General features: G+C 61.2%; 28 protein-coding genes, 1 tRNA gene and 1 riboswitch. Of the genes, 2 read left to right on the forward strand and 27 right to left on the reverse strand.

The features are described from left to right. From ispF to tpiA, 22 genes are all read right to left on the reverse strand, one after another. Window positions 1-498: a 2-C-methyl-D-erythritol 2,4-cyclodiphosphate synthase gene (ispF, locus tag ACN9MW_RS22200; RefSeq protein WP_426162740.1), complete on the reverse strand. Its 498-nt coding sequence runs from the start codon at window positions 496-498 to the stop codon at window positions 1-3. Then, a complete protein-coding gene (ispD, locus tag ACN9MW_RS22205; protein WP_426162742.1) occupies window positions 495-1,178 on the reverse strand; it encodes a 2-C-methyl-D-erythritol 4-phosphate cytidylyltransferase in 684 nt (227 codons plus the stop codon). The genes ispF and ispD overlap by 4 nt, the downstream gene beginning before the upstream one ends. Beyond that, complete coding sequence (locus ACN9MW_RS22210) at window positions 1,175-1,882, reverse strand: hypothetical protein (RefSeq protein ID WP_426162744.1); 708 nt, start codon at window positions 1,880-1,882, stop codon at window positions 1,175-1,177. The genes ispD and ACN9MW_RS22210 overlap by 4 nt, the downstream gene beginning before the upstream one ends. A 4-nt stretch (window positions 1,883-1,886) precedes the next feature. Further along, complete coding sequence (locus tag ACN9MW_RS22215) at window positions 1,887-2,444, reverse strand: NUDIX domain-containing protein (protein ID WP_426162746.1); 558 nt, start codon at window positions 2,442-2,444, stop codon at window positions 1,887-1,889. 158 nt (window positions 2,445-2,602) lie between these two features. Beyond that, window positions 2,603-2,905, reverse strand: a complete 303-nt coding sequence (locus ACN9MW_RS22220) for a DUF2818 family protein (RefSeq protein WP_426162748.1) — start codon at window positions 2,903-2,905, stop codon at window positions 2,603-2,605. Between the two features lie 3 nt (window positions 2,906-2,908). Then, window positions 2,909-4,393, reverse strand: coding sequence for an NADH-quinone oxidoreductase subunit NuoN (gene nuoN / locus ACN9MW_RS22225; RefSeq protein WP_426162751.1), 1,485 nt, complete (start codon window positions 4,391-4,393; stop codon window positions 2,909-2,911). Between the two features lie 22 nt (window positions 4,394-4,415). After that, window positions 4,416-5,924 carry an NADH-quinone oxidoreductase subunit M gene (locus ACN9MW_RS22230; RefSeq protein ID WP_426162754.1) on the reverse strand — a complete coding sequence of 503 codons (1,509 nt, stop codon included), beginning with the start codon at window positions 5,922-5,924 and terminating at the stop codon, window positions 4,416-4,418. Between the two features lie 24 nt (window positions 5,925-5,948). Beyond that, complete coding sequence (nuoL, locus tag ACN9MW_RS22235) at window positions 5,949-7,997, reverse strand: NADH-quinone oxidoreductase subunit L (RefSeq protein ID WP_426162756.1); 2,049 nt, start codon at window positions 7,995-7,997, stop codon at window positions 5,949-5,951. Between the two features lie 32 nt (window positions 7,998-8,029). Beyond that, window positions 8,030-8,338 carry an NADH-quinone oxidoreductase subunit NuoK gene (gene nuoK / locus ACN9MW_RS22240; RefSeq protein ID WP_028104269.1) on the reverse strand — a complete coding sequence of 103 codons (309 nt, stop codon included), beginning with the start codon at window positions 8,336-8,338 and terminating at the stop codon, window positions 8,030-8,032. Beyond that, the gene (locus tag ACN9MW_RS22245; RefSeq protein WP_426162758.1) at window positions 8,335-8,967 is read right to left on the reverse strand and encodes an NADH-quinone oxidoreductase subunit J; all 633 of its coding nucleotides are present in this window, start codon (window positions 8,965-8,967) and stop codon (window positions 8,335-8,337) included. The genes nuoK and ACN9MW_RS22245 overlap by 4 nt, the downstream gene beginning before the upstream one ends. 18 nt (window positions 8,968-8,985) lie before the next feature. After that, entirely contained in the window at window positions 8,986-9,474 is a 489-nt protein-coding gene (gene nuoI, locus ACN9MW_RS22250; RefSeq protein ID WP_028104271.1) for an NADH-quinone oxidoreductase subunit NuoI, read from the reverse strand. A gap of 15 nt (window positions 9,475-9,489) precedes the next feature. Continuing rightward, window positions 9,490-10,572: an NADH-quinone oxidoreductase subunit NuoH gene (gene nuoH, locus ACN9MW_RS22255; RefSeq protein ID WP_426162760.1), complete on the reverse strand. Its 1,083-nt coding sequence runs from the start codon at window positions 10,570-10,572 to the stop codon at window positions 9,490-9,492. After that, on the reverse strand, window positions 10,572-12,902 hold the full coding sequence (gene nuoG / locus ACN9MW_RS22260; RefSeq protein WP_426162762.1) for an NADH-quinone oxidoreductase subunit NuoG: 2,331 nt from the start codon (window positions 12,900-12,902) through the stop codon (window positions 10,572-10,574). Before nuoG ends, nuoH begins: the two co-directional genes overlap by 1 nt. A 12-nt stretch (window positions 12,903-12,914) precedes the next feature. Then, window positions 12,915-14,213: an NADH-quinone oxidoreductase subunit NuoF gene (nuoF, locus tag ACN9MW_RS22265; RefSeq protein WP_426162764.1), complete on the reverse strand. Its 1,299-nt coding sequence runs from the start codon at window positions 14,211-14,213 to the stop codon at window positions 12,915-12,917. Continuing rightward, window positions 14,210-14,689, reverse strand: coding sequence for an NADH-quinone oxidoreductase subunit NuoE (gene nuoE, locus ACN9MW_RS22270; RefSeq protein WP_057259375.1), 480 nt, complete (start codon window positions 14,687-14,689; stop codon window positions 14,210-14,212). Before nuoE ends, nuoF begins: the two co-directional genes overlap by 4 nt. A 9-nt stretch (window positions 14,690-14,698) precedes the next feature. Further along, the gene (locus ACN9MW_RS22275; protein ID WP_426162767.1) at window positions 14,699-15,952 is read right to left on the reverse strand and encodes an NADH-quinone oxidoreductase subunit D; all 1,254 of its coding nucleotides are present in this window, start codon (window positions 15,950-15,952) and stop codon (window positions 14,699-14,701) included. A gap of 3 nt (window positions 15,953-15,955) precedes the next feature. After that, complete coding sequence (locus ACN9MW_RS22280; protein ID WP_426162770.1) at window positions 15,956-16,546, reverse strand: NADH-quinone oxidoreductase subunit C; 591 nt, start codon at window positions 16,544-16,546, stop codon at window positions 15,956-15,958. A gap of 6 nt (window positions 16,547-16,552) precedes the next feature. Beyond that, entirely contained in the window at window positions 16,553-17,029 is a 477-nt protein-coding gene (locus tag ACN9MW_RS22285) for a NuoB/complex I 20 kDa subunit family protein (RefSeq protein ID WP_028104278.1), read from the reverse strand. Between the two features lie 3 nt (window positions 17,030-17,032). Next, complete coding sequence (locus tag ACN9MW_RS22290; protein WP_426162773.1) at window positions 17,033-17,392, reverse strand: NADH-quinone oxidoreductase subunit A; 360 nt, start codon at window positions 17,390-17,392, stop codon at window positions 17,033-17,035. Between the two features lie 142 nt (window positions 17,393-17,534). Then, window positions 17,535-17,619 (reverse strand) — tRNA-Leu (locus ACN9MW_RS22295). Window positions 17,620-17,714: 95 nt separating this feature from the next. Then, entirely contained in the window at window positions 17,715-18,170 is a 456-nt protein-coding gene (gene secG, locus ACN9MW_RS22300) for a preprotein translocase subunit SecG (protein ID WP_426162776.1), read from the reverse strand. A gap of 30 nt (window positions 18,171-18,200) precedes the next feature. Further along, entirely contained in the window at window positions 18,201-18,947 is a 747-nt protein-coding gene (gene tpiA, locus ACN9MW_RS22305) for a triose-phosphate isomerase (protein WP_426162779.1), read from the reverse strand. Between the two features lie 75 nt (window positions 18,948-19,022). Between tpiA and ACN9MW_RS22310 the strand changes: the two genes are divergently transcribed. Then, window positions 19,023-19,424 (forward strand): hypothetical protein, encoded by a 402-nt coding sequence (locus ACN9MW_RS22310; RefSeq protein WP_426162781.1) that lies wholly within the window; start codon window positions 19,023-19,025, stop codon window positions 19,422-19,424. Next, window positions 19,421-19,813, forward strand: a complete 393-nt coding sequence (locus ACN9MW_RS22315; protein ID WP_426162783.1) for a hypothetical protein — start codon at window positions 19,421-19,423, stop codon at window positions 19,811-19,813. Before ACN9MW_RS22310 ends, ACN9MW_RS22315 begins: the two co-directional genes overlap by 4 nt. Here the strand turns inward: ACN9MW_RS22315 and ACN9MW_RS22320 are convergent. The 5 genes from ACN9MW_RS22320 to ACN9MW_RS22340 all read right to left on the reverse strand — a co-directional run bounded on the left by ACN9MW_RS22320 (window position 19,810) and on the right by ACN9MW_RS22340 (window position 23,433). Further along, window positions 19,810-20,790 (reverse strand): NAD(P)H-quinone oxidoreductase, encoded by a 981-nt coding sequence (locus tag ACN9MW_RS22320; RefSeq protein WP_426172269.1) that lies wholly within the window; start codon window positions 20,788-20,790, stop codon window positions 19,810-19,812. The genes ACN9MW_RS22315 and ACN9MW_RS22320 overlap by 4 nt on opposite strands. 39 nt (window positions 20,791-20,829) lie before the next feature. Continuing rightward, window positions 20,830-21,408, reverse strand: coding sequence for a TMEM165/GDT1 family protein (locus ACN9MW_RS22325; protein ID WP_426162785.1), 579 nt, complete (start codon window positions 21,406-21,408; stop codon window positions 20,830-20,832). A 5-nt stretch (window positions 21,409-21,413) separates the two neighbouring features. After that, window positions 21,414-21,589: riboswitch (yybP-ykoY riboswitch) on the reverse strand. A gap of 126 nt (window positions 21,590-21,715) precedes the next feature. Continuing rightward, window positions 21,716-22,333 (reverse strand): tetratricopeptide repeat protein, encoded by a 618-nt coding sequence (locus tag ACN9MW_RS22330; protein WP_426162788.1) that lies wholly within the window; start codon window positions 22,331-22,333, stop codon window positions 21,716-21,718. 43 nt (window positions 22,334-22,376) lie between these two features. Then, the gene (locus ACN9MW_RS22335; RefSeq protein WP_426162791.1) at window positions 22,377-23,138 is read right to left on the reverse strand and encodes a GIN domain-containing protein; all 762 of its coding nucleotides are present in this window, start codon (window positions 23,136-23,138) and stop codon (window positions 22,377-22,379) included. 31 nt (window positions 23,139-23,169) lie between these two features. After that, the gene (locus ACN9MW_RS22340) at window positions 23,170-23,433 is read right to left on the reverse strand and encodes a hypothetical protein (protein WP_426162793.1); all 264 of its coding nucleotides are present in this window, start codon (window positions 23,431-23,433) and stop codon (window positions 23,170-23,172) included. Window positions 23,434-23,441: the final 8 nt, after the last annotated feature.

The following is a 23,441-nucleotide window of genomic DNA, read 5'->3' on the forward strand; positions in this document are numbered from 1 at the left end:
TTACGCCCCCTGGCGCAGTACCAGCAGCGCTACAGCTTCGGCATTGATACCTTCTTCTCGGCCAAGATAGCCGAGCTTCTCGTTGGTCTTGGCCTTCACGTTCACATGGCCGTCCGGCACGCCGAGGTCAGCGGCAATATTGGCCGCCATGGTTGCAATGTGCGGCGCCATCTTCGGGCGCTGGGCGATGATGGTGCAGTCCACATTGCCGATATCGTAGCCTGTTGCGCGCACGCGCTTGGCGGCCTCGCGCAGCAGCACGCGCGAATCGGCGCCGCGGAATTCTTCGGCCGTATCCGGGAAGTGCTTGCCGATATCGCCCAGTGCCGCCGCACCGAGGATGGCGTCGGTGATCGCATGCAGCAGCGCGTCTGCGTCCGAGTGCCCAAGCAGGCCGCGTTCGTGCGGGATATCGACCCCGCCAAGAATCAGCTTGCGGCCTTCAACCAGGCGGTGCGAGTCATAGCCCTGGCCGATGCGGAATGGGAGTTGCGTCATTTTGAATCCTGTCCTAAATACATTTCTGCGATCGCGATATCGGTCGGCAGCGTGACCTTCAAATTGCGGGGGTGGCCTTCCACCAGTTTCGGCGAGAAGCCTAGCATCTCGACGGCACTGGCGTCATCGGTGATGGCGTTCGGGTCCGGCGCCAGCGCCAGGGCGCGCAGCAGCAGCGAGTACGAGAACATCTGCGGTGTCTGCGCCAGCCACAGGCCGTCGCGCGGCGTGGTCTGCAAAGTGCCCGTTCGCGTGGACTTTACCGTGTCCACCACCGGCAGGGCAAGCAGCCCCCCGCCCTCGTGGTCGCCGACAGCGGCAATCAGCTTTGCGATCAGGGCCGGCGTCAGGCCGGGACGTGCAGCGTCGTGCACCAGCACCATGTCGTCATCGCCCACGTTGGCGCGAATGGCGCGCAAGCCGTTCAGGATCGAATCCATGCGCGTAGCGCCGCCGCAGCGCAGGACCGTCACGCCAAGTTCGGGCGTGATGGAATCGATATAGCCGTCGCCCGCGCTCACCACCACATAGGTATGCGCAATCAGTTCGCTGCGGCGAAACGCTTCAAGCGTGTGCTGCAGCATCGGCACGCCGTTGATGGGCAAGTACTGTTTGGGGCTGGCGGCCGCCATGCGCGCGCCAACGCCGGCGGCGGGAATCAATGCGAAGTATCGCTTCATTTTCTGCTACGTGACTTCCTTAAAATGGTTTGTATCTCGCCGTTGCACGCCTTGCTCAGGCGGGCGTATTCTGCCGGCGAATCGATCAGCGCCTGCTGCACCTCTACCTTGGCCATTTCGGCCTTGATGTACGGCAGCCAGCCGCTGTCGATCTCGTGGGCCAGGGCCGAGCGCGCGGTGCCGGCCGGGGCATAGAGCGGCTTGGCCTCGAAGCGCCGCGCCAATGCGGACCGCACGATTTCCTCGACCTTGACCAGGTGGTCCATGTAGGCGTTCATGTGGCGCAGTTCGTGCGTCAGGATCTCCGCGTAACCGCAAGTCCCCGGCGGGAATTCATTGCCAACATAAATGCGCACTGGCGCGTACGTCAACTGCACCTTGATCCGCGGCGCCACGCACTCGTAGCCGCTGGCCGGGTCGGTGAGCATCGGACCATCGAGGGCGATCTGCACGCGCGACTCGGTGCGGGTCAGGCCCAACACATAGCCGGTGGCCGGCATTTTTTCGGTGCGCATGGCCGAGAGCTGCTTGTACGACAGCTGTGTGTTGACGGTGTAGCCGTTCTGGCGCGCCGACAGCACCGAGACTGTCTTGCTGATCGTATCTTCGCAGCGGATCTGGAACGGCGTGCGCTGCACCGGCGCTGCCTGCGCCTGGTTTGCCGCGAGGGCTCCAACCAGTAGCAGGCAGCGCATGCCGTTCATGGCCTCAGTCCAGTTTCCAGGCGCCGGCGCGCAGCTTGTCGAGCCAGAAGGCGCCGATCACGGTCTTGACGTCGGTGATCTTGCCGCTGCGGACCCAGTCCAGCATTTCATCCACGCTGGCGGTGATGGTTTCGATGAATTCACCGTCGTCCAGCTTGACTTCGCCGGCGGTCAGGCCGCGCGCCAGGTAGATGTCCAGGTGCTCGTCCGAGTAGGCGATGGCGTTGTGGATGGTGCTCACGAATTGCCAGTCGGCGGCGGTGTAGCCGGTTTCCTCTTCCAGCTCACGCATGGCGCAGGCCAGAGGGTCTTCGCCAGGGTCGATCTTGCCGGCGGGGAGTTCGATGAAGACGCGGTCGTTGGGGTAGCGGTATTGGCGCTCCAGCAGGACCTTGCCGTTGTCGAGCACGGGGATGATGACTACCGCGCCGGGATGGCGGATGTATTCGCGCTTGGTGTGCTTGCCGTCGGGCAGGCTGACCGTGTCGCGGTGGACTTTGAGGAAGCCGCCGTCGTAGGCGATGCTGCCGTCAATCTTGGTTTCTTTTAGGTGTTTGTCCATGGTTTGCTTTTTAAACCGGTAAACCTGGGTCAGACCCGCAGGGTCCGACCCTCAACGGTCTCCAGACCATGGGGTTGGTTCCAGGCTTTTGACTTATTGAGAAGATCAAAGGCGCACAACCCAATCACAGGCTTTGAGACCCAGGTTTACCGGTTCTATTAGTGGTGTTTACGCAGGTAGCGTACCACGAAGCCAGGAAATGCAAACACCAGGAAGGCGAAAGCCGCGACCCAGTAGAACTCCCAGTTCTGCGGAAACGCGGTGCCGATGCGGGATTCGAGCGCAATGCCGATGCCGCCAACGACAACATACAGCACTGCCAGTTCCGCCAGCCGCACCAGGAATGGCTTGCGTGCGGCTTTCAGCGGAACCAGGGCAAATACCTTCTCGTTCAGGAAAGGCAGGTTGGCGGCCACCACTGCAAGCAGGATGACCAGCCAGGATGAAGCATTGACGTCCATCTATCAGGAAGCCAGGGTCTTCTGCATCGCCGCCATGCAGGCGTTCAGCAGAGGGCCTGGGATCATGCCCAGCACCACGACGGCCAGGCCGTTCAGTGCCAGCACGACACCCTTGTCGGTGGTGACGGACAGAGGAGTGGTGTCAGCCGGCTCGTCGAACCACATCACTTTCACGATGCGGATGTAGTAGAACGCGCCCACCAGCGAGAACATCACTGCAAACACGGTCAGCCACACAGCGCCTGTCGCCAGCACCGATTGCAGCACCGCAAACTTGGCGGCAAAGCCCATCATCGGCGGCACGCCGGCCAGCGAGAACATCAGCACGGACATCAGCACTGCGTAGCCCGGGCTGCGCTTGGACAGGCCTTTGAAGTCGTTGATTTCTTCGGCTTCAAAGCCCTGGCGCGCCAGCACCATGATCAGGCCAAACGAGCCGACGGTGGTCAGCACGTAGGTGATCGCGTAGTACATGGCGGACGAGTAGGCGGCGGCGCCATTGGCCGTCTCGTGGCCCACAACGCCGGCCATCAGGCCCAGCAGCACGAAGCCCATTTGCGCGATGGTGGAGTAAGCCAGCATGCGTTTCAGGTTGGTCTGTGCGATCGCGGTCAGGTTACCGATCGCCAGCGACAGCACGGCCAGGATCATCAGCATCTGCTGCCAGTCGCCAGCCGCAGGGCGCATGCCTTCCACCAGCAGGCGCACGCAGATGGCGAAGGTCGCCAGCTTCGGAGCGCCGCCCAGCAGCAGGGTCACGCCGGTTGGAGCACCTTGGTAGACGTCCGGTACCCACATATGGAACGGCACGGCGCCCAGTTTGAACGCCAGGCCAGCCACCACGAACACCAGGCCGAAGGTCAGAATGGTCGGGTTGACGGTGCCGGAGCCGATCTTGTCAGCCACGCGGGAGATATCCAGCGAGCCGGTCGCGCCGTACAGCATCGACATGCCATACAGCAGGAAGCCGGAAGCCAGCGCGCCCAGGATGAAGTACTTCATCGCAGCTTCGGTAGCGCGGGCGTCGTCGCGGCGCAGGGCCACCAGGGCGTACAGCGACAGGGACATCAGTTCCAGGCCCAGGTAGATGGTCAGGAAGTTGTTGGCCGAGATCATCACCATCTGGCCCAGCAGGGAGAACAGCGCCAGGACGTAGAACTCGCCGCCCAGGTTACCGCCCAACATGCCGCGGTCGGTGGAATACTGGCGTGCATACACCAGCGTCATCGCCATGGTCAGGTAGGAGAACAGTTTCAGCAGGTTGCCCATCGGATCGCTGATGAACATGTTCGAGAACGCGTACACCGTGCTGCCGGATGTGTAGTCGGCAAAGCTGAAGAAGGCCGCGCCCACCAGGGTCGCCAGCGTCAGCATGTAAGTGATCGCACGTTTGCCCTCTGCCAGGAACATGTCGATCAGCAGGATCGCCGAAGCGGCGATCAGCAGAAAGACTTCTGCGTGGAGCGGGATCAGGTTAGTGGTATTCATGAAAACTTGGTCCTATTTGCAATCAAGGGGCCACGGCTGGCAGCTTGCTTTGAGCCGCATGCGCCAGCAGGTCGGCCACGGAAACCTGCATCACGTCGGTGAATGGCGCTGGGTACAGGCCCATCACCAGCACAGCGATCGCCAGGATGCCCAGCATCAGGAACTCGCGGTTGTTAACGTCGGTCAGCTCTTCCACGTGCTTGTTGGTGATGGCGCCGAAGATCACGCGCTTGGCCATCCACAGGGAGTAAGCGGCGCCGAAGATCAGGGCGGTAGCCGCCAGGATGCCGGTCACGAAGTTGAACTGCACGGCGCCCAGGATCACCATGAACTCGCCCACGAAGCCGGAGGTGGCTGGCAGGCCGCAGTTAGCCATGGAGAACAGGATGAACAGTGCTGCGAACTTGGGCATCTTGTTCACGACGCCACCGTAGTCGGCGATCTGGCGCGAGTGCATGCGGTCATACAGCACGCCGATGCACAGGAACATCGCGCCGGAGATGAAGCCGTGCGACACCATCTGCACGATACCGCCCTGCACTGCCATCTCGTTGAACATGAAGAAGCCCAGGGTCACGAAGCCCATGTGCGCGATGGACGAATACGCCACCAGTTTCTTCATGTCCTTCTGCACCAAAGCCACCAGGCCGATGTAGATCACGGCGATCAGGGACAGCACGATCACCATTGGCGCCAGCTTGTGCGAAGCGTCAGGCACGATCGGCAGCGAGAAACGCAGGAAGCCGTAAGCACCCAGCTTCAGCATGATCGCGGCCAGCACGGCGGAACCGCCGGTCGGCGCTTCCACGTGCACGTCCGGCAGCCAGGTGTGGACCGGGAACATCGGCACCTTCACGGCGAAGGCCATGAAGAAGGCGAAGAAGATCGCAACCTGCTCGCCCATGGTCAGCGGCAGCTTGTGCCAGGCCAGGATATCGAAGCTACCGGACTTGTTGTACAGGTAGATGATGGCAACCAGCGTCAGCAGCGAACCGAAGAAGGTGTACAGGAAGAACTTGAACGCTGCGTAGATGCGGTTGGCACCACCCCACACGCCGATGATGATGTACATCGGGATCAGGGTCGCTTCGAAGAAGAAGTAGAACAGCAGGCCGTCCATGGCGGCGAACACGCCGATCATCAGGCCCGACAGGATCAGGAACGCGCCCATGTACTGCGCCACGCGTTCGGTGATCACTTCCCATGCCGAGATCACCACGATCACGGTGATGAAGGCGGTCAGCGGAATGAACCACATCGACAGGCCGTCAATGCCCAGCGAGTAGAAGATGTTGAAGCGCTCGATCCAGGCGGCCTTCTCGACGAACTGCATGCCGTGGGCCGCCTTGTCGAACTGCGTCATCAGCGGGATGGTCGGCACCAGGGATACCAGGGCGCCCACCAGCGACAGCACGCGCACCATGCCGGCCCGCGTATCGCGGCCGATGGCCAGTACGATCAGGCCGAAGACGATCGGTACCCAGATCGACAGGCTGAGGTAAGGAGGTAGAGTATTAATCGTTGACTGCATTTGTTATCTCTTTTGCGTCAGCTGTTAAGCGTGCCAAAACGGCAGGAAGTACACCAGGAAGCCCAGGATACCGATGATCATCACGAAGGCGTAGTGATAGATGTAGCCGGTCTGGAACACTTTGGTGACACTGGAGAACCAGCCCACCACTTTCGCCGAACCGTTCACCATCAGACCATCGATGATGGCGCGGTCGCCAGCAGCCCACAGGCCTTCGCCCAGCAGGCGCGCGCCGCGGGCAAAGACAGCCTCGTTGAACTTGTCCATGTAGTACTTGTTGTCCAGCAGGGTGTGCAGGAACTTGAACTTCTCATAGAACCAGGCAGGAACCTTCGGATTGACCATGTAGCAGTAGTAAGCCGAAGCCACGCCCGCAATCGCCAGCCACAGGGGCAGCGTGGTCAGGGAGTGGATTGCCATGGCAACCGGGCCATGGAATTCTTCCGCCAGTTCGTGCATCGCGTGGTGGTTTTCACCGACGAAGATCACGTCCTTGAAGAAGCTGCCAAACAGCATAGGTTCGATCGCGATCGCGCCGATGATGACCGACGGGATAGCCAGCAGGATCAGCGGCAGGGTCACTACCAGGCCCGGCGAATGCGGCTTCTCGCCCGGAGCCAGGCCGTGGTGGCCGTGGTCGTCTTCTTCGCTTTCGTCAGCGTGGTGCGAATCGTGCGCGTGGTGGTGTTCCTTGCCGAAGTTCTCAGGGCCGTGGAACACGACGAAGTACATGCGGAAGGAGTAGAACGCGGTCACGAACACGCCCGCCAGCACGGCAAAGTTGGCAAAGCCAGCGCCCGGCAGGTGGGTTGCGTGCACGGCTTCGATGATCATGTCCTTCGAGTAGAAGCCGGAGAAGAACGGGGTACCGATCAGCGCCAGGGAGCCCAGCAGCGAGGTAATCCAGATGATCTTCAGGTACTTCTTCAGGCCGCCCATATTGCGGATGTCCTGGTCGTGGTGCATCGCCATGATGACAGCGCCGGCGCCCAGGAACAGCAGCGCCTTGAAGAAGGCGTGGGTCATCAGGTGGAACACGGCCACCGAGTAAGCGGAGGCGCCCAGCGCCACGGTCATGTAGCCCAGCTGCGACAGGGTCGAGTAAGCCACCACGCGCTTGATGTCGTTCTGGATGATGCCCATGAAGCCCATGAACAGCGCGGTAATCGAGCCGATCACCAGGATGAACGACAGCGCTGCGTCCGACATTTCGAACAGCGGCGACATGCGGGTCACCATGAAGATACCGGCGGTAACCATGGTTGCCGCGTGAATCAGTGCGGAGATCGGGGTCGGGCCTTCCATCGAGTCAGGCAGCCAGACGTGCAGCGGGAACTGCGCCGACTTGCCCATGGCGCCGATGAACAGGCAGATGCAGGCCACCGAGATCAGCGCCCAGCCGAAGCCCGGCAGGGTGCCGTTGACCAGCACGTCCTTCTTGGCAAACACTTCCTGGTAGTCCATGGAACCGGTGTAGGCCAGGATGATGCCGATGCCCAGGATGAAGCCGAAGTCGCCCACGCGGTTGACCAGGAAGGCCTTCATGTTGGCGAAGATGGCGGTCGGACGGGTGTACCAGAAACCGATCAGCAGGTAGGACACCAGGCCCACAGCTTCCCAGCCGAAGAACAGCTGCAGGAAGTTGTTCGACATCACCAGCATCAGCATGGAGAAGGTGAACAGCGAGATGTAGGAGAAGAAGCGGTTGTAGCCTTCGTCTTCAGCCATGTAGCCGATGGTGTAGATGTGAACCATCAGCGACACGAAGGTCACCACGTTCATCATCATCGCGGTCAGCGCGTCGATCTGGAAGCCGACGGCCAGCTTGACGCTGCCCACGGTCATCCAGCGGTACACGTCACCGTTGAAGGTGGCGCCATCCATCACCTGCAGCAGGGTCTGGAACGAGATCAGGAAAGCGATCAGCACGCCCAGGATGGTCGCGGTATGCGACACCTTACGGCCGACGACATTGCCGAAGAACTTGGTGCCCAGCAGGCCCGCGATTGCGGAACCTGCCAGCGGCGCCAGCGGAACGGCCAGAAGGAGGGTTGGGTTAAGTTGCCCCGTCATGATTTACCTTATCTATTTTTCGAGGTTTTAACTTAGCCTTTGAGGCTGTCCAGGTCTTCCACGTTGATGGTGTCCAGGTTACGGAACATCACCACCAGGATCGCGAGGCCGATTGCCGATTCGGCAGCCGCCACGGTCAGGATGAAGAAGACGAAGATCTGCCCGGCCGCGTCGCCCAGGTAGTGCGAGAACGCGATGAAGTTCATGTTCACTGCCAGAAGCATCAGTTCGATGGCCATCAGCAGGACGATGACGTTCTTGCGGTTCAGGAAAATACCGACGATCGAGATCGCGAACAGGATCGCGCCAAGGACCAGGTAATGAGCCAGGGATAAAGTCATGGTGCCTCCTTCGTTTCCGCTGCTGCGACCGGAGCGTGGACGGTGGCGTCCATCTTCACGATCTTCAGGCGGTCATTGCGCTTGACGCGGACGGCAACGCCCGGGTCGATAGCCTTGGTGTCTTTGCGCTTGCGCAGGGTCAGGGCCACGGCGGCAACGATAGCCACCAGCAGGACCACGGCTGCGATTTCAAATGCGTAGACGTACTCGGTGTAGATCTTCAGGCCCAGCGCCTTGGTCTGGCCGATGCTGTTGGCCGCCTCAGGCACCGCGGTGCCGGTGGACGGGAACGAGCGCCAGATCACGGCAGCCATTTCCAGCACGATCACACCGCCGATGATGGAAGCAACCGGCAGGTAATTCCAGAAGCCCGCGCGCAGCTTGTCGAGGTCGATGTCGATCATCATCACGACGAACAGGAACAGGACCATGACGGCGCCGACGTACACCAGCACCAGCACGATGGACAGGAATTCGGCTTTCAGCAGCATCCAGATGCCGGCCGCCTGGAAGAAGGCCAGCACCAGGTACAGCGCCGCATGCACCGGATTGCGTGCAGTAATAACGCGCAGCGATGCCAGCACCAGGATGGCAGCGAACACGTAGAACAAAATAGAAGTGAAGTTCATTTTTATTAGCCTCGGCGATCAGCGGTACTTGGCATCGGCCGCGCGGTTAGCCGCGATTTCCGCTTCGTAGCGGTCGCCTACGGCCAGCAGCATCTCTTTGGTGTAGTACAGGTCACCGCGTTTTTCGCCGTGGTATTCCAGTACGTGCGTCTCGACAATCGAGTCCACCGGGCAGGATTCTTCGCAGAAGCCGCAGAAGATGCACTTGGTCAGGTCGATGTCGTAGCGGGTGGTACGGCGGCTGCCGTCGTCACGCTGCTCCGACTCGATGGTGATCGCCATCGCCGGGCAAACTGCTTCGCACAGCTTGCAGGCGATGCAGCGCTCTTCGCCGTTCGGATAACGGCGCAGGGCGTGCAGGCCGCGGAAACGCGGCGAGATCGGGGTTTTCTCTTCAGGGAACTGGACGGTGATCTTCTTGGCAAACATGTATTTGCCGGTCAGCGCCATCCCCTTGAACAGTTCGGTCAGCAAGAAGCTGCCGAAGAAATCTTTCAATCGGTCCATTCTGTATTCGCTCTCTTACTTCCAAATATTCCAGGAGGTCTGCATCCAGGTCGCCACGAACACCAGGTACACCAGGGTCAGTGGGATGAACACTTTCCAGCCCAAACGCATGATCTGGTCGTAGCGATAACGTGGGAACGTTCCGCGGGTCCAGATGAACAGCGACACGATGAAGAAGGTCTTGATGAACAGCCAGAAGAAGCCGCCGAACACGCCGCCGATTTCCAGCGCTGCGATCGGTGCGGACCAGCCGCCCAGGAACATGATCGAAGCCAGCAGGCCGATCAGGATCATGTTGGCGTATTCCGCCAGGAAGAACATCGCGTAAGCCATGCCGCCGTATTCGACCATGTGGCCGCCGACGATCTCGGATTCGCCTTCCACCACGTCGAACGGGTGGCGGTTACATTCAGCCAGGCCGGACACCAGGTACACGACGAAGATCGGCAGCAGCGGCAGCCAGTTCCAGGAGAACAGGTTCAGGCCCATGGCAGCCATGGTGCCCTTCTGCTGGCCGGCCACGATCTCGGACAGGTTCAGCGAACCGGAAACCATCAGCACGATCACCAGGGCGAAGCCCATGGCGATTTCGTAGGACACCATCTGTGCCGATGCACGCATCGCGCCCATGAAGGAGTACTTCGAGTTGGCGGACCAGCCGGCGATGATGATGCCGTACACCTCCATCGAGGCGATCGCCATGATCAGCAGCAGGCCGGCGTTCACGTCGGCCAGGGCGGCGCCCGGGGCGAACGGCACCACGGACCAGCAAGCCAGTGCCGGCATGATGGTCATCACAGGACCGATGAAGAACAGGGACTTGTTCGACTTGGTCGGGACGATGATCTCTTTGAAGAGCAGTTTCAGTGCGTCGGCGATCGGCTGCAGCAGGCCGTTCGGGCCCACGCGGTTCGGGCCGATACGGATCTGGATCCAGCCCAGCAGCTTACGCTCCCACAGGGTCAGGTAGGCCACCAGGCCCATCAGAGGCAGGGTCACGCACAGGATCTTGGCCATGGTCCAGACGAACGGCCAGAAGGTGCCGAGGTTGGCCTCGCCCATCACTTTAATCGAATCAATCATTTCTGGCAGAGCCATTACTTGCCCTCCCCTGCTTTAGCAACGGTGATGTCACCGAACATCGCGCCCAGCATCGCGGTCGATGCGTGTGCGGCGGACACGCGCACCACGTTCGCTGGCAGGCCGGCGTCGATGGTCGCTTCCAGGATCGCAAAGCCGGAGCCCTGCTTCACTTCAACCTTGTCGCCGGCCTTCACGCCGATCTGCTGCGCAGCGGCAGTAGACAGGTGCGCTTTCGGAGCGGCAGCATCGGTGGTCGCCAGCAGCGGGCCGGAACGGCGCGCCAGGGCGTCGGCGAAGTAGATCGGCACGTCGGCGAGGCGCTGCAAGCCGGTCGCGGTGAACGGCACGCCGGCAACGGCAGCCTTGCGCGACACGTTCGACAGCTTGGCCGACAGGTCGGACGCGCCTTTTTCGAACAGTTCGTCGCGGATCGATTCCGAGGTCTCGTAGTCGAAGCCGCCCAGGCCGAGGATGTTGCCCAGTACGCGCAGCACTTTCCAGGCCGGACGGGCGTCGCCCATTGGCTTGACGGTGCCGTTGAAGGACTGCAGGCGGCCTTCGGCGTTGACGAAGGAGCCGGAAGTCTCGGCGAACGGCGCCACTGGCAGCAGCACGTCGGCGTACTCCATGCCGTGCTTGAAGGCCGACATCACGACCACCATGTCGGCGGCGTTCAGCGCGGTCTTGGCAGCTTGCGGGTTGGCAGCGTCCAGTTCCGGTTCGGCGTTCAGCAGCACGTAGGCTTTCTTCTGCACGGAGAAGGCTGGAGCAGCGTTCTTCGCGGTGGCGCCAACCAGGTAGCCGCCAACGGTGTTGGCTGCTTCGGTCAGGTAGCCCAGCTTGGCGCCGGTTTGTTCAGCGATCCACTGTGCAGCAGCGTGCAGCTTCGACGCTTCCGGATGCGCCACGGCGGCGTTACCCATGAAGATCGCTTTGCGCTCGCCGCCTACCAGCGATTCAGCGATGGCTTCTGCTTCAGCCGAAGCGACCACGCCTTCGAAGCCGGCAGGAGCGGCAACGCCCTTGGCCTTGGCCACAGCAGCCACCACGCCGGACAGCGCGGCCAGCCAGTCGGTCGGCGCAGCGATGATCTTGTTGGCGGTGGTGATCAGGTTTTCGGTGTCGGCAGCGTGCAGCACGGACAGCTTGCCGCCGGCTTTCACGGCCGCGCGGATGCGGGTCGCGAACAGCGGGTGATCCTTGCGCAGGAAGGAACCGATCACGAACACGCGTTGCAGCGAGCTCAGTTCAGCAATCGGCATGCCCAGCCATGGCTTCACTTCGCCGTCCAGCGCGAAGTCGGACTGGCGCAGGCGGAAGTCGACGTTCTCGGAACCCACGCCGTGCATCAGCTTCTTCAGCAGGGCCAGTTCTTCCACGGTGGAGTGCGCGGTGCCGTAGGCAGCCAGCGAGTCCGCGCCGTGTTCGTGCTTGATGTTCTTCAGGCCGTGCGCCACGTATTCCAGCGCGACTTGCCATTCCACTTCTTTCCACTCGCCGCCCTGCTTCAGCATCGGCTTGGTCAGGCGCTCGGCGCTTTCCAGCGCTTCGTAGGAGTAGCGGTCCTTGTCGGAAATCCAGCACTCGTTGACTGCTTCGTTCTCGAACGGCAGCACGCGCTTCACGGAGCCCTGCTTCACTTGCACGATCAGGTTCGCGCCGGTGGAGTCGTGCGGGGAGACCGATTTGCGGCGCGACAGTTCCCAGGTACGGGCGCTGTAGCGGAATGGACGCGAGGTCAGCGCGCCGACCGGGCACAGGTCGATCATGTTGCCCGACATTTCGGAGCTCACTGCTTCGCCGACGAAGGTGGTGATCTCGGAATGCTCGCCGCGGCCCAGCATGCCCAGTTCCATCACGCCGGCCACTTCCTGGCCAAAGCGCACGCAACGGGTGCAGTGGATGCAGCGCGACATTTCTTCCATCGCCACCAGCGAGCTGCCGGCCTTCGGCGGCACAACGCGCTTCTCTTCTTCGTAGCGGGACTCCATCTTGCCGTAACCTACGGCCAAGTCCTGCAGCTGGCACTCACCGCCCTGGTCGCAGATCGGGCAATCCAGCGGGTGGTTAATCAGCAGGAATTCCATCACCGACTTCTGTGCTTGCACAGCCTTGTCGGAGGCGGATTTCACGACCATGCCAGCCGATACCGGCGTGGCGCATGCTGGCAAAGGCTTAGGCGCCTTCTCAACTTCGACCAGGCACATACGGCAGTTCGCAGCGATCGACAATTTCTTGTGATAGCAGAAGTGCGGGATGTAGGTACCCAGCTTGTTGGCGGCGTCCATCACCATGCTACCCGCAGGGACTTCTACCTTTTTGCCGTCAATTTCGATTTCAACCATGATAATCGCAGCTTAGTAAGCCGAAACAGGCACCAGGCAGTGCTTGTGTTCGACGTGATATTCAAATTCTTCGCGGAACTGCTTGACGAAGGCGCGTACCGGCATGGCGGCAGCATCGCCCAGCGCGCAGATGGTGCGGCCCTGGATGTTGTCGGCGATGGAGTTCAGCATGTCCAGGTCCGAAGGACGGCCCTGGCCGTTCTCGATACGGTGGATCATGCGGTACATCCAGCCGGTGCCTTCACGGCACGGGGTGCACTGGCCGCACGACTCTTCAAAGTAGAAGTAGGACAGGCGTTCCAGGGCCTTCACCATGCAGCGCGTCTCGTCCATCACGATCACGGCGCCCGAACCCAGCATGGAGCCGGCTTTGGCGATCGAATCGTAATCGAGGTCAGTCTGCATCATGATCTCGCCGCGGATCACCGGAGCGGACGAACCGCCAGGGATCACGGCCTTGATCTTCTTGCCGCCGCGCATGCCGCCAGCCAGCTCCATCAGCTTGGCGAACGGAGTGCCCAGCGGGACTTCGTAGTTGCCCGGACGCTCAACGTCGCCCGAGATCGAGAAGATCTTGGTGCCGCCGTTGTTAGGCTTGCCCAGGCCGAGGTAGTTTTCAGCGCCGATGTTCAGGATGAACGGCACGGCCGCGAAAGTCTCGGTGTTGTTGATGGTGGTCGGCTTGCCGTACAGGCCGAACGAGGCCGGGAAAGGCGGCTTGAAACGCGGCTGGCCTTTTTTGCCTTCCAGCGATTCCAGTAGCGCGGTTTCTTCGCCGCAAATGTAGGCGCCGTAGCCATGGTGGGCGTGCAGCTGGAAGCTGAACTCCGAACCCATGATCTTGTCGCCCAGGAAGCCGGCGGCACGCGCCTCTTCCAGCGCTTCTTCAAAGCGCAGGTATTCCTGGAAGATCTCGCCGTGGATGTAGTTGTAGCCCACGGTGATGCCCATCGCGTACGCACCGATGGCCATGCCTTCGATCAGCGAATGCGGGTTGTAGCGGATGATGTCGCGGTCCTTGAACGTGCCCGGTTCGCCTTCGTCGGTGTTGCAGACGAGGTATTTCTGGCCAGGGAACTGGCGCGGCATGAAGGACCATTTCAGGCCGGTCGGGAAACCCGCACCGCCGCGGCCGCGCAGGCCGGAGGTCTTCAGGTCGGCGATGATCTGCTCTGGAGGAATCTTCTCTTCCAGGATGCGGCGCAGCGCCGAGTAGCCGCCGCGCTTGACATAGTCGGCCAGGCGCCAGTTGTCGCCGTTCAGATCCTTCAGGATCAGGGGGTTGATGTGACGGTCGTGCAGGGAAGTCATTTCTTGAGCTCCTCCACGAGGGCGTCCAGTTTGTCGTTGCTCATGTGGGAACACATGCGGTGGTTGTTGACCAGGATGACCGGTGCGTCGCCGCAGGCGCCCATGCACTCCCCTTCCATCAGCGTGAACGCACCGTCTTCGGTGGTGCCGCGGAAGTCGATGCCCAGCTTGGCCTTCAGGTGCTCGGCAGCTTTCACGCCGCCCGACAGTGCGCATGGCAGGTTGGTGCACACGGTGATCTTGTGCTTGCCGACCGGCTTCAGGTTGTACATATTGTAGAAAGTCGCGACTTCCTGCACGGCGATGGCCGGCATGCGGATGTAGTCCGCGATTTCCTTCATGGTTTCTGGCGACAGCCAGCCCAGTTCAACCTGGGCGTGGGCCAGCGCGGCCATCACGGCCGACTGGCGCTGGTCGGCCGGATACTTGGCCAACTCGCGGTCGATTTTTTTATAGCATTCTTGGGATAACAGCATTTCTTGCCCTTAGCGGTCGATTTCACCGAAAACGATGTCCTGGGTACCGATGATGGTCACGGCGTCGGCGATCATGTGGCCGCGCGACATTTCGTCCAGACCCTGCAGGTGGGCGAAGCCCGGTGCGCGGATCTTCATACGGTATGGCTTGTTGGCGCCATCGGAGATCAGGTAGATGCCGAATTCGCCTTTCGGGTGTTCCACCGCGCTGTACGCTTCGCCCGGCGGCACGTGGAAGCCTTCGGTAAACAGCTTGAAGTGGTGGATCAGCGATTCCATATTGGTCTTCATGTCCACGCGGTTAGGCGGAGCGACCTTGCGGTTGCTGGTCATGACAGGACCCGGGTTGGCTTTCAGCCATGCCACGCACTGCTTGATGATCTTGTTCGACTGGCGCATCTCTTCCACGCGCACCAGGTAGCGGTCGTAGCAATCGCCGTTGGTACCGACCGGGATGTCGAAGTCCATCTTGTCATAGACTTCGTACGGCTGCTTCTTGCGCACGTCCCAGGCGATGCCCGAGCCGCGCAGCATGGCGCCGGTGAAGCCCATGGCCATTGCGTCTTCAGGAGACACCACGCCCACGCCGACGGTACGCTGTTTCCAGATACGGTTGTCGGTCAGCAGGGTTTCGTATTCATCGACATAGGTCGGGAAACGCTTGGTGAAGTCTTCGATGAAGTCGAGCAGCGAACCCTGGCGGTTCTCGTTACGCTCTGCCAGCGCTTTCGCGTTGCGGATCAGCGATGCCTTGTACTGCGGCATGGCGTCCGGCAGGTCGCGGTACACGCCGCCCGGACGGTAGTAAGCCGCGTGCATGCGCGCGCCCGACACTGCTTCGTAGCAGTCCATCAGGTCTTCGCGGTCGCGGAATGCGTACAGGAACGGGCCCATGGCGCCCACGTCCAGCGCGTGCGCGCCCAGCCACAGCAGGTGGTTCAGCAGGCGGGTGATTTCGTCGAACATCACGCGGATGTACTGCGCGCGCACCGGCACATCCAGGCCCAGCAGCTTCTCGATCGCCATCACGTAGGCGTGCTCGTTGGACATCATGGACACATAGTCCAGGCGGTCCATGTACGGCACGGATTGCAGGTAGGTCTTCTGCTCGGCCAGCTTCTCGGTGGCGCGGTGCAGCAGGCCGATATGCGGGTCGGCGCGCTGGATCACTTCACCGTCCAGCTCCAGCACCAGGCGCAGCACGCCGTGCGCCGCAGGGTGCTGCGGACCAAAGTTCAGGGTGTAATTCTTAATTTCAGCCATTTCTTACTTCCCGTAGTTTTCTTCGCGGATCACGCGCGGCACGTTTTCGCGCGGCTCGATGGTCACAGGCTGGTAGACAACGCGCTTCTGCTCCTGGTCATAGCGCATTTCAACGTAGCCCGACACTGGGAAGTCCTTGCGGAATGGATGGCCGATGAAACCGTAGTCGGTCAGGATGCGGCGCAGGTCGTTGTGGCCTTCGAAGATGATGCCGAACAGGTCGAACGCTTCGCGCTCGAACCAGTTGGCGGAGCGCCAGATCGAGGTCACGGAAGCCAGGATAGGCATGTCGTCGTCCGAAGCGAACACGCGCACGCGCAGGCGCCAGTTCTTGGTGACGGACAGCAGGTGGGTCACGGCTGCGAAGCGCAGGCCGTCCCAGGTGCCTTCACCGTAGGTCGAGTAGTCAACGCCGCACAAGTCGATCAGGGTATCAAAACGCAAAGCTGCGTCGTCGCGCAGCTCTTGCATTACCTGGTAGTAGTCCCCAGATTTGACTGTAATCGTCACTTCGCCCAGCGCGACGACGATGGAGGCCCGCTCGCCCAGCTTTTGCTCGAGGGCGGAGACCAGTGTTTGCAGATGTGTGTTCATAAGGTCTTACCGCGCGATCGTGTTGGTCTTCTTGATCTTGTTGTGCAGCTGCAGGATGCCGTACAGCAGTGCTTCTGCAGTCGGCGGGCATCCCGGCACGTACACGTCGACCGGCACGATACGGTCGCAACCGCGCACTACGGAGTACGAGTAGTGGTAGTAGCCGCCGCCGTTGGCGCAGGAACCCATGGAGATCACCCAACGCGGGTCAGGCATCTGGTCATAGACCTTGCGCAGCGCAGGGGCCATCTTGTTGCACAGGGTGCCTGCCACGATCATCACGTCGGACTGACGTGGCGACGGACGGAACATGAAACCGAAACGCTCCAGGTCGTAACGGGCAGCACCAGCATGCATCATCTCCACTGCACAGCAAGCCAGACCGAACGTCATCGGGTACATCGAACCCGTACGCGCCCAGTTGATTACCGTATCAAAGGTAGTGGTGATGAAGCCTTCGTTAAATACGCCTTCAATAGACATGGCTTATTCCCAATCAAGGGCACCTTTCTTCCAGATATACCAAAAACCGACCACGAATTCGGCGATGAACACCATCATCGTCACGTAACCCTGCCAGCCCAGTTCACGCATGGAGACGCCCCATGGGAAGAAGAATGCAGTTTCAAGGTCGAACAGAATGAACAGAATTGCGACGAGGTAGTAACGCACGTCGAATTTCATGCGCGCGTCTTCGAAAGCTTCGAAGCCGCACTCGAATGGGGAGAGCTTGGCCGCATCGGGCTTGTTCGGGCCAAGGATATGGCCGAGCACTTGCGGGACTACGCCGACGCCAAGGCCGACGATCAGGAACAACAGGACGGGGAAGTAATTTTCGAGGTTCACGATGGGTAAGCAGCTTAGTTGAATTACGCTCGACCCCAATCACCTACTACTGAGACCAGGATCAAACGACACATCCTCGTAAAAAAACCAGCTAAGCCACTGAATCTACGATTCAAACGACCTGCTGGCTTTTGATCTTTTTTGGTGCCGACGACGAGACTCGAACTCGTACAGCTTGCGCCACTACCCCCTCAAGATAGCGTGTCTACCAATTTCACCACGTCGGCAATAGGCCGCTATTCTACACTGTGATCATCGCTTTGTTAATGCAAATTGCGCATAATCAAGAAGAAAAACGGCAAAAAGTTCAAAGTTGCCAGTTTTACTTCGCTGGCGAAGCAGCTGGAGCGGCCGCAGCAGGCGCCGAAGCAGCTGGCGCGGAAGCAGCCGGCGCCTCGACAGGAGCCGGAGTCGCAGCCACTGGAGCAGCAGGAGCGGCAGGAGCAGCCGAAGGAATCGCCGCAGCACCACCCACCGGCGCAGGAGCCGCCGCCGGGGCCTTGACGTTATCCATCACACCGGCGCCGGCCGAAATATTGCCTTTGCTAGCCAGGACCGACAGGCCGAGGGTGGCGCCGAAGAAAATGGCTGCCGCCAGTGCGGTCGACTTAGACAGGAAGTTGGAGGAGCCAGAAGCACCAAACAAGCTGCCCGAAGCACCAGAGCCGAAGGCGGCACCCATATCGGCGCCCTTGCCATGCTGCAGCAGTACCAGGCCAATGATCGCCACGGCGGAGATGACCTGCACTACGATAACCAGATTGAACAAAGTGTTCATGCTATTCCTTAAATAATAAAATTGCCCCGCTTATGCAGCAGCGATGATGGCAAGAAAATCCACCGCCTTCAGTGCTGCACCGCCAATCAGGCCGCCGTCGATATCAGGCTGGGCCAGCAACTCCTTGGCGTTTTCCGGCTTCATGCTGCCGCCATACAGGATCTGCATGCCGGCGGCAGATGCCGCATCCTTCTTTGCCACCCGGGCGCGCAGCAGCGCATGCACTTCCTGCGCCATTTCCGGAGTGGCGGTCTTGCCGGTGCCGATTGCCCAGACAGGCTCGTACGCCAGCACAATCTTTGCCAGCTGTTCAGCGCCCAGCACCTCCAGCACCGCATCCAGTTGCTCGCCCACCACGTCGGCGGTCTTGCCGGCCTCGCGCTCTTCCAGCGTCTCGCCTACGCAAACCACCGGCACCAGGCCGGCATTCACGGCAGCCAACGCCTTCTGGGCCACCAGGGCACTGCTCTCCTGATGGTAGGAGCGGCGCTCGGAGTGGCCGACGATGGCGAATTTGCTGCCGAAATCCAGCAACATGGCTGCCGAGATTTCACCTGTGTAGGCGCCCGAAGCGTGGGCGGACACATCCTGGGAACCCCAGGCAATCGCGCTGCCCGTGAGTTCAGCCTGACATTGTGCCAGATACGGGGCTGGGACGCAGACCGCGGTATCGGCCTTTGCATCACCCAGGCCAGCCTTGATGCCTGCCAACAGGGTAGTGTTGGCGGCACGGCTGCCGTTCATTTTCCAGTTACCGATGACGAGTTTGCGGCGCATAGTAGCTTAATTTTTAATAACCCGTTATTGTAGCGTGCGCCCCAAAGTCGGGTCAAACGCTAGACTTCGCGCCCCATGAAAAATAATATTCTTGACATCTTTTTCGGGTTCGCGCTGGCGTTACCCACCGCTCTCATCATCGGCAGCGTGCCAACGTTATTCAACAATCAACCTCATGGCGGTTTGACGGCGATGACGTTCTGGATCTTTGTCATCGGCTTTCCTTCCTTGTCCTGGCGCTGCGTCGAGATCCGCAGGCTGCGCAAGCGCGAGCTCGACAACATGTTAATCACCCTCATGTCCCTGCTGCCGCTGGCGGCGATTGCCGCGATCCACGGCCTGGCCGCAGATCGCGGCGGGCTTGTCGGCACTTTTGATGCCATGTTCAGGCAGGTGCTTGGGGCCATGACTGTTGCCTGCGGCTGGCTTGGCGCTACGCTTGCCTTCGCGACCAGAAGCAAGGCGGTCGCGCCATGAAAAAGCTCCTGGCTATTATCTGGGGCATCGTGCTGGGCTTCATCCAGGTCACGCTCCTGCTCATCCTGTTCAGGCTCGTATCCAGCAACGACGAGATCAGCGCGCTGATCTTCCTGCTCGGGTGGCCAGCCCTGGCCTGGCGCAACTTGCGTAAGCCACCGGCAGAGACGAAATCGCGCCCTTCCCTGCTGAAACGCTCGGTGTGGGCCCTGGTCGCGCTGCCGATCATCGTCGCGGTCCCACTGTTTGCCTTTCTCGGAAGCCTCAAGGGCCAGGGCTCGGAGATTGTGGTCCTCGTGTTCATCGCCCTACTGCTCGTCGTCACTGCGGTGAGCTGGGGCGCTGCAATGATCACCTATATTGTCGGCCACTACCGCAAGAAACCTTAAAGCACCTGCAGCATGATCTTGCCCACATGGCTGCTGCTCTCCATCAGCGCGTGGGCCTTGGCTGCCTGCTCCAGCGGGAAGCTCTCGTAGATCACGGGCTTGATGTCTCCCGCCTCGATCAGCGGCCATACCTTTTCGCGCAGTTGGCGCGCGATGGCCCCCTTGAACGCGACCGAGCGCGGACGCAGGGTCGAACCCGTGATGGTCAGGCGGCGCTTCAGCACCTGCCCCATGTCCAGCGTACCCTTGGCGCCGCCCAGCAGCGCGATGATGGCGATGCGGCCATCGTCGGCCAGGCAACTGATTTCGCGTGGCAGGTAATCGCCGCCCACCATGTCGAGGATCACGTCGACGCCGGTATCGCCGGTCAGTTCCCGCACCACGGCTGCGAAGTCTTCGGTGCGGTAGTTGATGCCGCGCGCCGCGCCCAAGGCCTCGCAGGCCCGCGCTTTCTCGTCGCTGCCCGCCGTGGCAAACACGCGATGGCCGAGTGCGCGGGCGAGCTGGATCGCCGTCACGCCGATGCCCGAGGTGCCGCCCTGCACCAGCAAGGTCTCGCCCTTGCCCAGCCCTGCGCGGTCGAATACATTGCTCCAGACGGTGAAGAAAGTCTCCGGCAACGAGGCCGCCTCCAGCGGCGACAGGCCGTGCGGCACGGGCAGCACCTGCTGCACCGGCGCCGTCACGTACTCGGCATAGCCGCCCCCCTGCACCAGCGCACATACCATGTCGCCGATCCTGAAGCCGCTGGCTGCCAGGTCGCCATCGACGATCTCGCCCGCCACCTCCAGGCCCGGGATATCGGTGGCGCCCGGCGGCGGCGCGTAGCTGCCCATGCGCTGAAACACGTCCGGCCGGTTGATGCCGGCCGCGTGCACGCGGATGCGCAACTCGCCCTCCTTCGCCACCGGCAGCGGACGCTCGCACAGGCGCAGCACATCGGCGCCACCCGGTTTCTGGATTTCAATCGCACGCATCATGGCATCACCTCTCCTGGAAAGAGGCGATTGTAGCGCTTACAGCCCGAAGCGAGCGCCCATGCCGAGCAAGGTGGCCAGGCCCAGTCCCGCGAACATGGCGGCGGCAATGCCGTGCACCAGCTTGAGCGGGATTTTCGCGGCCAGCTTGTCGCCCGCAAAGACGGCAGGCACGTCGGCGATCAGCATGCCGAGGGTGGTGCCGGCCACCACCATCAGCGGGGCCGGATAGTGGGCGGCCATCGCCACGGTGGCGACCTGGGTCTTGTCGCCCATCTCGGCCAGGAAGAAGGTCACCAGGGTGGCGCCGAAGACGCCGAAGCGGCTGGCGATCGTGGTTTCGTCGTCCTCGATCCTGTCCGGCACCAGGGTCCAGGCAGCCATGCCGAGGAAGGACAGGCCCAGCACCCAGCGCAACACTTCCGGCGTGAGCAAGGAGGTGATCCAGGCGCCCAGTGCACCGGCCAGGCCGTGGTTGAAGATGGTGGCGACGAGGATGCCGGCGATGATCGGCAGCGGTTTCTTGAAGCGGGCGGCAAGCAGGAAGGCCAGCAGCTGGGTCTTGTCGCCGATTTCGGCCAGGGCGATGACGCCGGTTGAGACGAGGAGCGATTCCATATTGTGTTTCCAGGCCGGGCACGGACGAATGACCACAACTCGCCCCCGGCCTACATCGGCGGCGCTGTGGTCAAAGGTCTTGCCAAGTGTGGGACCGCATATGCCATGGCCTGTGGGCCAAGTGTGTTGGCATATGCCTCCTCCTTGGGTGGAGGAGAGGCTACTCCCCAATGACGGGCGGGATTTTACCTCAAAACCGGTAAACCAGGGTCAGACCCAAGGGTCTGACCCTGTACGGGCTTCGGGCCTGGGGTTGCGGTTGTGCGATGCCCGAACCAACACCGTTGGCCGCGCCGCAGGCGGCTTTTCAGCCGCCGCCAGTCCGCGACGACCTTGGCAACGGCGTATTCCGTTTCCACGCCGACGACAACGCCTGCCCTTCCTCAATCTGCTCCTGCGTCATGCCCCTCGCCACGGCCGCCCGCTGCTCCGCCGCATTGGCCGAACCGCCCGCCGCTGCCAGGTTCCACAGCATATAAGCAATCACATTATCCTGCGGCATCCCGCCAATGTGATACCGGTACATCAGCCCAAGAACCTGCTGCGCATCCGCATGCCCCTGCTCCGCCGCCTTGCGGAACCAGGTCACCGCTTCCTTATGGTCCTGCAACACCGCATTGCCCGTGTAATACATGGCCCCCACCACATACTGCGCATCGGCCTTGCCCTTGAGCGCGGCCTTGCGGTGCCAGGTCAGCGCCAGCTTGTAGTCCTGCGGCACGCCACGGCCCATGTAGTACATCAAGCCAAGCAAATGCTCGGCTTCCGTATTGCCCGCCTTGGCCAACGGCAGGATCTCCTTGTAGGCCAGCGCATAATTCTTGTTGTTATACGCCGTGGCCCCTTCCGCGAACCCGGCATGCGCACTGGCCTGCAGCCCTAGTGCGATGCCGAGCGCGATTAACACGCCTCGTAGTTTTTTCATGGTGCTTTAGATTTATCTCTTTTTATGCACTGCAGAATGTCTCTTACTTCCAGCTCACCTTGCCCAGCCCATCCACGCTGACGTTGCGGGTGGTGGGCTTGCCGTACACGGTCACGGAACCCAGTCCGCTCAGATTCAGGTTGGCGTTGTTGGACGCATTGATGGTTGCATTACCCAGGCCGCTCAAATCCAGGCTCACGTCTTCCGCCTTGAATTGCTGCGCATTCAAGCCGCCCAGGCCGCCCAGCGTCGCCTTCAGGTTCTTGCTGCGGCCACCGATGGTGATGTAGCCCGCGCCCTGCAGGTCGAGGTCGACATTCTCGTTCTCCGTCACCCACACATGCATGCTGCCCACGCCGCCCAGGTTGGCCTTCAGCTTCTTGTAGTCGCAAACCACCTTCATGCTGCCCGCCCCATCCAGGGTCAGGTCGATATTGTCGCCACTGAAGCCGCTGACTTCCGTGCTGCCCACGCCCTCCGATACCAGTTCACGCAACTGCGGCAGCACCAGCTCCACCTTCACCGCCGAGGACTTCAGCTTGACGCCGCGGCTCTCGGTATCGAGATAAAGCGTATCGCCGGTCTGTACTGCCGTTACCTTGTTGACGTAACGCTTGTCGGTGGTGATGTTGAGCGCCGGGGTGTCGCCGCGGCGCAGCTTGAGGTCGATTACGCCGTCGAGCTTGACGCGCACCACGCGCGCATCGATGGCCCGCGTCTCCGTCGTCGTATCGTCGGCCCGGGCCAGCCCCAGGAACATACACAGCGCGGTCAACAGCAAGCCAAACTGGAATGGTTTCTTCATTTTCTATCCTTGGTAAGTCATCAGCGCGCTATCACAGGTTGGCTGCCGCGAGGACAAAAGGCAGTTCGGGGATCGCACTGGTGGCAACGATGGTTGCCATATTAATACCACCAAGGACCAAAAGGGCGGCCAGGAAGATGGCTTCCATGTTTTTGGCGATTTTCATTTTGCGCTCCCCATCATGACTGTTTTTCGATGGTTTCATCATATCGGCGGGCTCGCCCAGCGTCCCGCCATATGCGACGAAATGCAAAAAACAGGGAACAGGCGGATAATCCGCCTGCCATTTCGACATTCCAGAGG

The sequence above is a fragment of the Pseudoduganella sp. R-34 genome (genome assembly GCF_049904655.1).
Classification (GTDB): Bacteria; Pseudomonadota; Gammaproteobacteria; order Burkholderiales; family Burkholderiaceae_D; genus Rugamonas.